We start from the raw sequence: 13175 nt of genomic DNA, 5'->3' as shown, positions 1-13175 counted from the left end.
CGGCATACACCTGCACGGCGACCCCGGCAGCGGCAGGCCGGACGGGTTACCGCCAATACTTCGTCGATGAATCGGGCGTCATCCGGTTCACGGCAGACGGCAGCGCGGTAACGGTCTCCTCATCGCCTCTCAACTAACATCTTACCTCAGAGGTTCAGCGACTGGGCGGCGGGCTCCGCGAAGGGGCTCGCCGCCCAGCTTTATGTCTATGGAGATCGACGTACTGCGTGCAAGTGCATCTAGCCATCCCCCCTTGGTACACTTGCGGAATAGACGTGCGAGTCTGTTGGTCGATTCTCGAGGGGAGAGTCGATGCCAAGACAGAAAATTGCTCGGTACGAGCACGGAGGGGAAATCGATGTGGCGGGTACTGTTCATCGGTTTGATGGCGGCTTTGATAGGAACGTTGGGAGCGGTCGGCGAGGACGATGATGGGATCATGGGGGTCTATCGAGGGAAGTTCATTTCGGGTCCCTTGCAGACGAGTCCGGTGTCAGCCCTGGTTGTGGCAGAAGGGCCGCAGAAGGGAGGCGAGTCGTGGAACGTCATACTCGTCGTTGGTGAAGCCGGAAAGGATGCAAAGCATGTAGAGATGCAGGCCTTGTCTCCCTCCAAGGGAGAGCCGGCGATTGGCAAGGGTTCTGTCCAATTTGACGGTAAGGTGGAGTTCAAGGCGATTCTGGACAAAGGCAAGTTGACGGGCGCATTGGGCAAGAAGAAGGAGTTGTCGGACTTTGCGCTCGAGCGTGCTGAGATCAAATCACCCACGCTTGGGCAAGCACCTCCCGAGGGCGCCGTCGTCCTGATGGATGGTAAGACGCTGGATGCGTGGGACGCGTATCCTCTGAAGTGGAACATTGTCGAAGAAGGCGCCGCCGAAGTCTGCAGCAGCGGAATCGTTACGAAGGAGGCCTTTGGCAGTGCGCAGATTCACGTAGAGTTCCGCACGCCGTTCATGCCCAAGGAGCGCGGCCAGGCGCGCGGCAACAGCGGCGTGTATGTTCAGGGACGCTACGAAATCCAGGTGCTGGATTCGTTCGGGCTGGAACCTGCGGACAACTTGTGCGGCGGTATCTATAAGCAGGCGGTTCCCAAAGTGAGCGCCTGTCTGCCTCCGCTCACATGGCAGACGTATGACATTACTTTCAACGCGCCGCAGTTCGATGCCGAAGGCAAGAAGACGAAGAACGCCACGATTACCGTGGTGCAGAATGGGATAACCATTCACGAGAACTTGGAGTTGAACAGCGCGACACCCGGCGGCGTGTCCGATCAAGAGGCAGCCACGGGGCCGCTCTATTTTCAGAACCACGGCAATGCAGTACGTTTCCGCAATGTTTGGTTGAAACCACTCGGCTAAGGTACGCGCGGGGAAGGCGTTTCTTCGCCTTCCCCGTTCCATTCGCCTTCCGATTCGTCATACCGGTCAAGACAAGTCCGGCAGGGGGTATAGGTTTTGTATTTTTCGTTGGTTATTCCTGCTTATAACGAGGAACAGCGTATAGGGGAGACGCTGGCACACATCCATGAATACGTGACTGCGCAGGCGTACGACTGGGAAGTGATTGTGGTTGATGACGGAAGCACCGACCGGACGTCCGATATTGTTCGAGAGGACTTTCCGTGGGTGAAGCTTGAGACCTATTCGCCCAATCGAGGCAAGGGGCATGCGGTACGTGCCGGAATGCGTTTAGCCCGGGGAGCGTATCGCGTATTCTACGATGCGGACGCATCCACGCCCATAGAGGAAGTTGAGAAGTTATGGCCTCAGTTTAAGTCAGGAGCGGACATTGTCATCGGGTCGCGCGCGATGCCCGGATCCGAAGTGCAGTCGCATCAAGCGTGGTATCGCGAGAACATGGGCCGCATATTCAACGTTATTCTGCGGGCACTGGGACTTACTCATTTCCGCGACACGCAGTGTGGATTCAAGGGTTTCAGCGCCGCGGCCTGCGAGATCGTGTTTACTCGTCAGACCATTGAGGGGTTTGGTTTTGACGTGGAGTTGTTGTACATCGCGGCCAAACATGGTATGCGTGTGGTCCAGGTTCCCGTCCGCTGGCGCAACAGCAAGAAGACCACGGTGAATCCGATAACGGATTCGGCGCGAATGGTTGCGGAAGCCGTGAGCATACGTCTGAAGGATGTCAGGGGACTGTACCGGTAACGTTACCGGATAGGATTGACTTCAGACGCGCGTCTTCATGAACTCATCCCAGAGGTCTTTCCGTACGAAGAGCAAGCGGAACACTCCCGGGCGAAGGGTGTAGGTTTGAGTTTGGTATTCATCGCGCAAATGCGGCGCGATTTGGGGGTAGAGCGTCGAGGGCGCGATGATGAGCGCGGCGTCGCAGTCCTCAGGTATGTTCGGCCAATAGCCCACTTTCGAGAATCGGCGCAGATACCACGGCAAGGGCCAATAGTCGCCATCGGGCGCGATTACGCGGATGAATAGTCCGCGGCCCTCGGGGCTGATCTTGGCGATATCTTCCACGCGATCCGTCATCTTTACGAGCGCGGTCGAGGTATGCGCGTACACGTAGGGGTTGCGCGGGTCGGCGAAGTACTCGAAGTTGGCGCGATAGGTTTGAAGGCCGAGGTGACACACGCCTGCCAGAAGCAGCGCGATGGTCACCCCTGTGGGTATGAGAGGGCGTACGGCGACGATGAGGTTGACTGCGCCAAAGCCCGCCAGAAGTGCCATGGGTTGCAGGAAATTGATGGCACACCAGGGTGTCTTATAGGCGATGATTGAATAGGCCGCGGTTAGTAGCAGGGTGTAGAACGCGAGAAACTGAATCAGGCGATTGCCGTTCTTCTGGCACAGTCCAAAGACAGCCCCGCACCCGGCTAAACCTACGATTAGAGCCTCGCTCCACCAAGGTCCGGCTCCGTTATGAGTGAGAATGAGCAACCTTAGGTAGTAATACCACGGCTTGTCGTGGATATGGCTGCCGTCAGCTTTATGCGCGTAATTGGCGTAGGTGAGAATACTGTCGAGCACCCCGCGTCCATTCGTGAAGAAAGAGGAATAGAAGACGACTGACAGAACAATTGCAGCGGCAACCGCGGCTGCGATGGGCAGGGGGCGAAGATGTGGCCGAAGGGAGAGGAATCGCCCGTCGCGCAGGCGGACCCACGTGAACGTTAGGACCGCTGCTCCGGCCATCGACGCGAAAGCAAGTACACACGTTTCTTTCGTGGCATGCATGAGTCCCGCGCTCGCGCCCGCCACGATAAGCCATCGAGCGGCGTGGCTTCGCGTGTAGCGCCACACGGCCGCAAGTGTCGTGAACGTGAACAGGACGAGCAGTGTTTCCTGGATATAGAAACGGCTGTAGAAGACGAGTGCCGGTGATACGGCCGTGAACAGAGCGGCCCAGAGAGTCGCCCATGTTCCAAGGGCGCCGCGCAGAAGAAATACCAGGGCGACAAGGCATGTGCCTGCCAGCACAGGTTCGAGGCGCAGTGTGGTCTCGGTCAGGCTTTGGCGGTCGAATTGGCCCCTCGCCCAGGCCAGCGGTAACGCCAGATAGTAGAGCGTGGGGCCGTGGTGGTCGATGGGGTCGTAGGTATATTTGCCCTCTTCGAGCAAAATGCTGGTCTTGATGCCCTGGTTGGCTTCATCGCCGTGAAGCGGCCGTAAATCAAGACGCGGTAGCCGGAGCGCCAAGGCCCCGACTACCGCGAGTAGGATAAGGATTCGGACTATCCAGTTTGGGATTCGCCGCGATTCCTTTGTTTCCATTCAGATGTCGGCTTTACTTTCCGTACACTTCCACTTCGGTGTAGTGGTTGGTGTCGTCGGTGGTGTTGCCCTTCGAATACAGGCGGACATAGCGGCCCTTCGCGCCTTTGGCGTCGATCAGACGGCCTTCGTACGTCTCGATGTATTCCTTATCTTTGCCGACGCCAAGACCGGCGGAATTGTCGATGTCGTTGTTGTAGATGGTCGTAACGCCCTTGGTGAATTCGGGGTCGTCGGAGACTTGCACCACCACGTCGAAGTACACGCGGTCGGCGGCATGGAAGTGCCATACAAGAACGGCATAAATTTCGGCAGTCTTTTCAAGATCGATTTGTACCCACTGCACGCCCGTGCCGAGCTCAAGCAGGTAGTCGTTCTGATACCCCTTCTCGCCGTCGGTGACAAAGGTAAGTTTGCCAAGCTTGGGGTTTGTGTCGCTGCTGGTCACTTTCTTGCCCTTGGAGAGGTTCGTGGCATCTTTCGGGGCCATGAACGGGTCGCGGGGCTTGAAGCTCTTCTCTTCCAGGTTCGGGCTGAAATAATCGAGCGGAGTTCCACCGAAGTAGGGCTGCGGCAACTCGATATTCAATGGGGCCAAGTCTTTACCAGAAGCGGCGGCTTCGGCGGCGTTGGCCGTTCCTGCGAAACCCAGTGCGGCGACAAGCCCGAGAGTCAGGGCCAATACGAAGGTCATTTTGCGAGTCAACATCTCGTCCTCCTAAGTAAACCGTGCGGTATGCCTGTGCCCCCTAGTCTGAACGTGGGCATCCAATTCAGACGCACGAGCGGCGGGTGTTATTCACATACCCCCCAATTATGTCTTTTGGGGCAGATCCAAGTCAAATTTGGGATGTGTGCGACTGACCTTGTCACGGCCGGACTCTCTGGTCCTCCTCCGGGGTCAATGCCTTCGGGATCGTGTCTTTAATGGGTTGTCCTCCGTGTCGAGACGAACGAACACCTGTGTTCGCGTCCCCTACACGGGTATACGAATTGAGACAGGCAAACGTCGCGGCGAGAGACCAGAAAAAGCGCCCCCCACTTCACAAGGAGGGCGCAATGCCACGAACTGGAACTCTGGTGGAGTATCAGTCGAATTTACACAGCCGGAAGCCAAAGTCGTAGTAGAGGGATTCCGGAGCCCATGCGTTGCGCTGAGCGGACCTGTTGGAGTTTGCGCCGGGGCTATACCAGCTTCCTCCGCGCAAGATCTTTAAAGTTCCGGTACCCGGACCTGTAGGGTCGGTGACCTTTACGGATGGATAGCCTCCGTACCAATCCTGGCACCATTCCCAGACGTTCCCGCTCATGTCGTAGATTTCGAGAGCGTTTGGCAGCTTTCCGCCGACATTGTGGGCATAGTTGCCGGCGTTCCCGGCCCACCATGCGTAGTTTCCAATCAGGATATCGCCAACGTCTTCGCCCCAGTAGAAACGCCCGGTGGTGCCTGCACGGCAAGCGCACTCCCATTCCGCCTCGGTCGGGAGCCGATATGTATCCGCCGTTGCCGTATTGAGGGCGGAGATGAACGTCTGGGTGTCGTACCAGTCCACGTATTGGGCGGGCGACGATGGGGGATCGTAGGGATCCTCTCCGCCCTCGTTCCACGGCTCGGTGTGCATGATGGCCTTCCACTGCGCCTTGGTGACTTCGTACTTGCCGATCCAGAATCCCTGGGAGAATTCCACTTCGTGTTTAGGCTGTTCCATCGCGCTGGTGCCGGTTTCGCCGGCATTGGTGCCCATGTAGAACGAGCCAGCCGGAACCCAGACCATGGTCAACGGCACTTCGCCGTTTAGGAGCGTCGTGGTTTCGCCATCCGGGTCTGCAATGACATAGTCCGTCTTCGTTTCAGTGTCACTTCCTCCCGATGATTTGACGGTAAGCTTCACGTCATATATGCCTGCCGTTGAATACGTATGCACGGGATTCTGTATCGAACTGGTGGTCCCGTCGCCAAATTCCCATTTCCAGGAGGTAATGCTGGCCTTGCTGACCGTGGACTGATCGGTGAAGTGGGCCTCCAACGGAGCTGCACCGACGCGTGGATTGACTTGAAATGCCGCATTCGGACGTGCTGGTGATGGGCATCCCATCATGGGAACTAAGGAGAGAAACGCAATAACGACAACCGGATACATCGCCGATCGCTTCATTGAACTATCCCCCGTCGCCGATTGACTCGGACGACCCCCTACTGCGGTTATTCAGTTTACAATAGCGCGAATAGCGAAGGGCGTCAATCTCGAATTTTTGTAATATTGTGACAGTATTAATAGTTGTAGGGTTTGTCTTGTGGGGGGACTTCCGCTGAATCGGACCTTCAATCCTTCAGGCTCTTCCCGTATGCCTCCACTTCGACGTAGTGATTGGTGTCGTCGGTGGTGTTGCCATTGGAGTAGAGGCGGACGTAGCGGCCGTGGGCGCCTTGGGCGTCGATTAGCCGACCTTCGAAGTTCTCAACATATTCCTTGTCCTTGCCCGAACCAAGTCCGGCGGAGTTGTCCAGGTCGTTGTTGTAAAACGTGGTGACCTTGTTTGAGAAGGTGGGGTCGTCCGAGATTTGAACGACCACATCGAAGTAAACGCGGTCGGAAGCGTGAAAGTGCCATACGAGTACGGCATAGAGTTCGGACGTTGCTCCCAGGTCGATCTGGATCCATTGGACTCCTGCGTTGAGTTCCAGGAGGAACTCGTTGTGGAAGTCTTTCTCGCCATCGGTCAGGAAGGAGAGTTTGCCGAAGTGCGGGGCGGGATCGCTGCTGGTGACGGGTTTTCCTTTCGCAAGATTGATGGTCCCGATCGGGGCCAGGAACGGCTTGCGGCGCGTGAAGGCCGGCTCTTCGAAATTGGGGCTGGAGTAAACGAGCGGAGTCCCGCTGAAGCTCGGTTGCGGGAGTTCGAGGGCCAGTGGCACGAGGACCGTACCGGATTCCGTTTTGGATTCTGTTGCCTCCAGGCTGCTGGCCCATGTACACATCAGGATAGAGATTGCCAAAACTCCAGTTTGGGAATTCATGTTGGCCCTCCCTCTGGGTGAAGAGACAGGTAGGCTTGCGTCTCCTGTTAGTGTGTACGATCCGGGTGGCCGGAAAATCGCGAGATCCGGAAGCGCCTACCTACGGTATTTCGACGTTTGGCAGCACAGAAGGAGTGCCGGATCGAGGGATGCCGCCTGATGCAGGATCACGTGCATGAGGAAGTCCCCGGCTCTGCGCGGAGCGGGGTGTCCCCGGCGGAGTCGCGGGAAGTGCCCGAGCCTTCTCACGTGGTTCACAGAGTAACAAGAGAAGTAGAGACCTTACGATCGCAAGGAGTGGCAGGGTCAGGAGACCCAGCCACAACAGGGAGGCTCAGGACAACACGTCGCTCCCTGCGCCTCGGCGGCTCTGCACGAGATACGATTACTCCGGCCCCCCCCCTCAATCGTCAAATTACGCGGGGTTGCACCCCAGCCTGGCGAGAGGCAACACGGACGCAGCGTAGCCCGCAACCAAACGGGACTCGACCACGGATGAACACCGATGAACTCCGATAACAGGATCAATCAGGTTCGAAAGACTTCAAACCACGGGGAACACGGGGAACACGGGGAACACGGGGAACACGGGGAACTGTGGACGAGTCCATGTCTTGAAGAGACGGAAATAAGCCGAATTGGAGACTACCTTCTGCGAATAGAGCAAAGAAGGTGACCGGCTGTAGTACGGACGCAGGCAAGATGCCTGCGACACTCGTTTCCCAACCTTCACATGGGTCGAGTGCAAGACAACGATGGAATTCTGCTGGAATCGTCGCAGCCGCTCTCGGTTGCTTCGGACACCCCCTTGCCCCGTCAAAAATGCGCGGGTACACCCTTCTCTGCGACAACGCCCAGGTGCGCGCGGACATTGTCCTTTGTGCTTGGCGGCTTGGATGAATGAACAGTAAGCTCGGACACTTACGACGCCCGCGACAACGAAAGCATGATTGGTTTCCAGGTCCATCCGCTGCGCACCACCGCGTCGATCAAGGGCTGTTTCAGTTCTTGAAGGTTGAACGTATAGCTGTAGGTTAGATCAGTAGTGGGCTTCCAATCGGGACCGAATTGAAGTCCGAGCACACGCTCGTGCTGGTATTGAAAGAACATGATTCCCACGGCGGCTTTCCAACGGATATCCGCGCCGCCGCGGCCCGCCGACCAATCGAACTCGCTCCAGAACTCGCGTACCTTCACGGTGTGATGTGTTTCGTCGAGGCGAAGCGAGAGGCGGTGCGTCCTGCGAAGGCCACGCGCGCGTGCAAGGTCTAGCCAACGGGCATCCGCGTAGCGCCACGTCACATAGACAGTCCTGCCATCGCGGGATGCTTCCACCTGAACCGGTGAATCGGCTTCATTAACGGACAACAGACGTGACCGAAGCTCCTCGACGGAGACCGGGGGTGTACCCGGGGCCGGTCTGGAACTGGAGGCCCACGTGGTTCCCCAGAAGAACCAGCAGACGGCCGCCGCGAGATTCAGAACCAGACCTCCTGCCTTCATCCACCACGGAGCAAACATGCGGTCGAGTGCGAGACCGGCAGCAAGTATGGGCAGGTCAGCCTCCGGGGGGGAGGCGGTAGGCAGGACGCCAAGTGCCGCCACCTGGTAGCCAGAGAGTTTCTCCGGGTCAGCGCCAGTCCACGCCATGAGCATACGTCCTGCGGCAATGACGCGAACGTAATCCTGAGCCGAAGGACGTTGCGCTATCCATCCCGTATGCTCATCTCCGCCAGTCTCCGATAGCTGGAAGAATTGCAGGTAGTTGTGTGCCGCTTGGGTAGCGTTCTCCTCGTCGGGAAATACTGCGGCCAGAACAGTCTCGCCAGACGCTTTGAATGCCAGTTGCGCCACGGATGCACGGTCCAGTACTCCAGGGAATACCTCCTTTGCATCGCGAATCAGGTCCGGGTCGACATCGTCACCAAAGACTTGCTTCAAATCCGCAAACGTATCGTTTTCGATAACGGGTAATGTGGCTGGATCATTGTTGCTCGGAGGGGGAGTTACGGCGGATGACGACGGCAAGTCAGGGACTTTGAGATGGGTCAGATGGTAGACCAGTTGTGGCCCACCCACGATACCCATGAAGACCAGAAAGAACACGATAGGACGAAGGGATTGACCGCTCCGCTTCATCATCCACGAAATCAATCCGCAAACAAGGACAAGAATGACAATGGCTGCCACAACGCCATACAAGATTGGGTTGGCGTCGAACCAGAGCTTAGCAGTCTGCATTAGAGGAGGCGCCCTTTCTTCGAGCAAGAATGAGAAACACGATTGCCACCAGGTTCATGAAAACTAAGACGATGACACCGAGGCCCAGGCTGATAACGAAACCGGCGAGAACGCCTGAATTGCGCGAGTCCTGGTAGTCGATGGCATTCGTGACGCGTAAGGCAGTAAAGAAAAGCCCGATCAGGCACGCAAGGTTTGTGCGGGCCAACAGCCATCCGCGTCGCTGGCGATGTATCGCGACGAACACGAACGAGAGCGGTATTCCAAATACGGGCACGGCATACCACAATGATTCCAGCGAAGCGCTGAACGACTCCGTCGGCGGCACGTTTCGTGAGGCGACGAGACTTACGATCAGATAGACGAATCCCCAATAAATTTCGGGGCCGAGTAGGATTCTTCGAATTGACAACCGGCTACTCCTCTGGCGTCGTCAGGTGATGGACAGCCCGCGTGCGCGGCGGCACATGATGCCGAAGTCTGACGCGCAGGGCAAGGGAGTCGCGAACTCGCTGTGCGGACAAATTGTCTTCGGTGGTCCGGTGCTGCAATACTCGGACACGTTCACGAGAACCGGGCTCAAGTCGACGAAGCGGAGGTGCAAGCATGTTCACGCGATTGGCGATAGTTGGTTTGGCGGGTTTGGCGGTCATGAATCCTGTTTTCGCGGACGATGCAGCGAAACCTATACGGGTGCTGATCGTTACGGGGGGACATGACTTCGACCGCGCGGAGTTTTTTGCTGCGTTCGACTCGATGAAGGGAATTGCCTGGAAGGAGGTGCAGCATCCGGCCGCAAACGATTCGTACACAAAAGAGGCGGCCGCCGCCTACGACGTCGTTGTCCTCTACGACATGGTTCAGGAAATCACCGAAGAACAGAAGCAGAATTTCATCCGCGTTTTGAAGGAAGACGGAAAGGGCCTCGTGGCGCTGCATCATTGTCTGGCGAGTTATCAGGCGTGGCCCGAATACACCAGCATCATCGGCGGCAAGTACTTCCTTGCCGACGTGGTCGAGAATGGGAAAGTAGTGCGTCCAGGAAGCACCTACGATCACGATCAGGATCTAAACGTCCAGATTCTGGATCCCGCCGATCCCATCACCAAGGGTGTGAGCAATTTTGTCACGCACGACGAAGCGTACAACGGGTTTGACGTCTCCAAAGACGTTAAACCTCTGTTGCGCGTGGAGCATCCTAAGTGTGGACCGATTGTCGGTTGGTCGCATGAATACGGGAAGGCGCGTGTTGCTTACATCATGCTTGGACATGACAAGAAGGGCTATGACAACCAAGGCTTTAAAGCACTGGTGCACAACGCCATTCTTTGGGCTGCGAAGAAGGATGGCGAGGCGAAGCCCTGAGCGGGTCGTTTCGGTTGCCGCGAACGGAGCGTAGTTCCAGAGAATCCTGAAAGTAGCGGGTCTCCAGGGGCAGCCCAAGTTGCTTTGAACGTTCGACTTCTGTCAGGCGGGCTCGTTGACGGGCGTAATGCAGTGCGCATAAAATGAATTAGGTGGATGCAATGATGAATCAGAGGCCCGCAATAAGGACTTCCAAAGTCTTGCTTCACAGCCGGCTTGTGCGCGGCATGTGTTTGTCATTCCTTGCCTTATTCGTCGCGTCGCCCACAGCTCTCCAGGCACAATCCGAAGACCCGTTTGTGGTCATCTGTCCCATCCGTTCCGAAATCCACGATGGCGTGAGCGTGCTTGTGACGCGGGCCGTGGAAAAGGCGTGGAACGCTCAGGCCATTATCTTCATCCTGGACACGCCGGGTGGCCGCCTCGATTCCGCGCTGAATATTGTGGATACCATACTCAAGGCGCCGTGCAAAACCATCGCTTTCGTGGACGGCATGGGCGCGATTTCCGCGGGCGCGCTGATCAGCTATGCCTGCGACGAGATCATCATGTCGCCGACCACCAACATTGGCGCATCGCAGGTCGTGTACATGTCCGAAGAAGGGATGATGCCTGCCGGTGAAAAGGAGACCTCCTTTCTTCGCGCCAAATACGCGGCCCTCGGCGAGGAAAAAGGTCACAATCCCGATATCGGCATGGCCATGGTCGATAAGGACATCGAACTGATTGCCATTCCGCGCGGCGACGGCAAGTTCGACGTGCGTGCCACGACGCCGTCGGAGAAATCGTCGTCGGGAGAAACGTCCGCCGTTGAGAAAGTCATTGACTCCCTGTCCGAAGCGACAGGCACTCCGCTCGAGCCGCTCAAGGATTTGGCCCGGGACATTACGGAGGGCGTAACTACGCAGGAAACGCCCGAGGTTCAACCGGAGGAGGCAACTCCGCTTCAGGGAGAAATCATCGATACCGCTGACAAATTGCTGACGCTGACGCCACAGCAAGCGGTGATGTACGGACTTATCAAGCAGACCGCTCACAATATTGAAGAGGTCAAAGCCGCCTACAGCCTGGAAGGCGCGCGCAACATCGAAATCGACATGTCGTGGAGCGAGTCGTTCTTCGGGTGGCTGGCAAGTCCAGGTGTTGCGGGTATCCTGTTGCTCTTGGGCGTGGGCGGTATTTACCTCGAAATGAAGACGCCCGGCTTTGGACTCCCCGGTGTCGTTGGTATCGTATGTCTCACGCTGTTCTTCGGTTCCCGGTACATGATCGGTATGGCCGACTGGTTGGATATCGCCCTCGTAATTATTGGCGTATGTCTGGTTTTGGTAGAGATCTTCTTCATCCCTGGTTTTGGGTTGGTGGGTGGAATTGGCATTATTTGTGTAGCTGCGGGTCTTATCATGTCGCTTACGTTCACCGACTTCACATTGCCCCAATACAGTTGGGAATTCGCCCGGCTTCGCGACGCGGGAATGACCGTTACCATCGCATTCGTTACCATGACTCTTTTTGTAATTCTGAGTTGGAAGTATCTGCCGCAGACGCCGCTGTACAGACGCATCGTCATGGGGGCTGAGCTTACCCCGGAAAAGGGATATACGGTTCAGTCGCCTGCGGAGAGCGAGGAATACGTTGGACTGCGAGGAGTAGCTACAAGCATGCTGCGCCCGGCAGGCCGTGCCCGCTTCGGCGACCAGACGCTGCTGGTCGTGTGCAACGCTGAATTCATTGAAGCAGGCACGCCAATCGAAATCATCGAAGTCAACGGCAACCGCTATGTTGTCGATCGCATTCGGGAAGACGCGTGATAAGGGGGACGGCATGACCATGGATGTGCGCGTATCGTTGATTCGCATGCTTCAGCAGCTTCACAGCGACATGCTCGTTATTCAGCAGCAAGGCGCAGGGTACTACAGTTGCACTCCGTTTGCCCGCCGCTACAATAAGCTGCTGGAACAGGCGCGAAAGCTATTTACGAGTACCCACGGCTTAATCGAGACTTTTGAGGATATCGCCGAGAACGACCCCAAGGATCCGGCAGACAAGATGAAGGTGGTGCAGGCGATACGCGTGGAGATAGGCCAGCTTCTTACGCTGCTCGAAAGCACGGGCGAGGTCACGTCATGATTTGGTGGGCCATACTGTTCTTTCTAATTGGTATCGTCATGATCATGGCGGAGTTGATTTTGCCCGGATTGGTCTGCGGTATCCTCGGTACGGCCAGTCTTGTCGCGAGTTGTGCCATAGCCATTTCGTGGCGGCCCGATCTCGCCGTACCGATCATTATGGCTGAGGCGTTGTCGGCGATCGTGTGCGTGATTGTAGGTTTCTATATGTTTCCCAAGACGCCGTTTGGCCGCGCAATGATACACAGCAAGACATTGAGCCCCGAGAGTGGCTGGGTGTCCGACGAGTCGGATGAGACATTGGTCGGCGCTTTGGGCGAGGTCTACACGGCGCTCAGGCCCGCGGGCTCGATCATGGTGAGAGGAAAGCGCATTACGGCAGTCTCGAATGGCGAGTTCATCGACGCGGGCGTTGCCGTGCGCGTGATAGAGGTCAGTGGAAACCGCATTGTCGTGGAGCCTGTAGGCAAGTAGTTGCGAGCGCAGGCGTTCCGCACGCGCGGAGATTTGTGAAGCTCAGCTGCAGCACCGGATCGCGCGGCTGTAAACCGAAGAGAGGTGAGAAGAATGGACATTTTAGTAGCTTTGATCGCCATCGCGGTCGGAATCTTTGTCATCATGTTTCTCGTTGTACTGGTGACGTTCTTCAATCTGTTCATTCAGGCATGGTTGT

General features: G+C 56.9%; 12 protein-coding genes. 6 read left to right on the top strand and 6 right to left on the bottom strand.

Annotation, left to right across the window (positions count from 1 at the left end):
- The first annotated feature begins 358 nt into the window (after positions 1-358).
- Together K1Y02_20325 and K1Y02_20320 are read left to right on the top strand one after the other, a co-directional pair.
- A complete protein-coding gene (locus K1Y02_20325; protein ID MBX7258719.1) occupies positions 359-1360 on the top strand; it encodes a DUF1080 domain-containing protein in 1002 nt (333 codons plus the stop codon).
- A 96-nt stretch (positions 1361-1456) separates the two neighbouring features.
- Complete coding sequence (locus K1Y02_20320; GenBank protein MBX7258718.1) at positions 1457-2167, top strand: glycosyltransferase family 2 protein; 711 nt, start codon at positions 1457-1459, stop codon at positions 2165-2167.
- 21 nt (positions 2168-2188) lie between these two features.
- Here K1Y02_20320 and K1Y02_20315 read toward each other — a convergent pair whose 3' ends face one another.
- The 6 genes from K1Y02_20315 to K1Y02_20290 form a co-directional block, all read right to left on the bottom strand.
- Positions 2189-3748: a TIGR03663 family protein gene (locus K1Y02_20315; protein ID MBX7258717.1), complete on the bottom strand. Its 1560-nt coding sequence runs from the start codon at positions 3746-3748 to the stop codon at positions 2189-2191.
- Positions 3749-3761: 13 nt separating this feature from the next.
- Positions 3762-4442: a hypothetical protein gene (locus K1Y02_20310; GenBank protein MBX7258716.1), complete on the bottom strand. Its 681-nt coding sequence runs from the start codon at positions 4440-4442 to the stop codon at positions 3762-3764.
- Positions 4443-4836: 394 nt separating this feature from the next.
- The gene (locus K1Y02_20305; GenBank protein ID MBX7258715.1) at positions 4837-5904 is read right to left on the bottom strand and encodes an SUMF1/EgtB/PvdO family nonheme iron enzyme; all 1068 of its coding nucleotides are present in this window, start codon (positions 5902-5904) and stop codon (positions 4837-4839) included.
- Between the two features lie 167 nt (positions 5905-6071).
- Positions 6072-6767 (bottom strand): discoidin domain-containing protein, encoded by a 696-nt coding sequence (locus K1Y02_20300; protein MBX7258714.1) that lies wholly within the window; start codon positions 6765-6767, stop codon positions 6072-6074.
- 921 nt (positions 6768-7688) lie between these two features.
- On the bottom strand, positions 7689-9008 hold the full coding sequence (locus K1Y02_20295; protein ID MBX7258713.1) for a hypothetical protein: 1320 nt from the start codon (positions 9006-9008) through the stop codon (positions 7689-7691).
- On the bottom strand, positions 8995-9420 hold the full coding sequence (locus K1Y02_20290; GenBank protein ID MBX7258712.1) for a hypothetical protein: 426 nt from the start codon (positions 9418-9420) through the stop codon (positions 8995-8997). Before K1Y02_20290 ends, K1Y02_20295 begins: the two co-directional genes overlap by 14 nt.
- Before the next feature lie 194 nt (positions 9421-9614).
- Here K1Y02_20290 and K1Y02_20285 point away from each other — a divergent pair, with 194 nt between their 5' ends.
- The 4 genes from K1Y02_20285 (at position 9615) to K1Y02_20270 (ending at position 12976) form a co-directional block, all read left to right on the top strand.
- Entirely contained in the window at positions 9615-10373 is a 759-nt protein-coding gene (locus K1Y02_20285) for a ThuA domain-containing protein (GenBank protein ID MBX7258711.1), read from the top strand.
- A 161-nt stretch (positions 10374-10534) separates the two neighbouring features.
- Positions 10535-12184, top strand: coding sequence for an ATP-dependent Clp protease proteolytic subunit (locus K1Y02_20280; protein ID MBX7258710.1), 1650 nt, complete (start codon positions 10535-10537; stop codon positions 12182-12184).
- 13 nt (positions 12185-12197) lie between these two features.
- A complete protein-coding gene (locus K1Y02_20275) occupies positions 12198-12503 on the top strand; it encodes a hypothetical protein (GenBank protein MBX7258709.1) in 306 nt (101 codons plus the stop codon).
- On the top strand, positions 12500-12976 hold the full coding sequence (locus K1Y02_20270) for a hypothetical protein (GenBank protein ID MBX7258708.1): 477 nt from the start codon (positions 12500-12502) through the stop codon (positions 12974-12976). Before K1Y02_20275 ends, K1Y02_20270 begins: the two co-directional genes overlap by 4 nt.
- Positions 12977-13175: the final 199 nt, after the last annotated feature.

It is taken from the genome of Candidatus Hydrogenedentota bacterium, assembly GCA_019695095.1.
In the GTDB taxonomy this organism is placed as follows: domain Bacteria; phylum Hydrogenedentota; class Hydrogenedentia; order Hydrogenedentales; family SLHB01; genus JAIBAQ01.
Note: the sequence above shows the minus strand (reverse complement) of the source record. Positions and strands in the feature narration are given on the sequence as shown.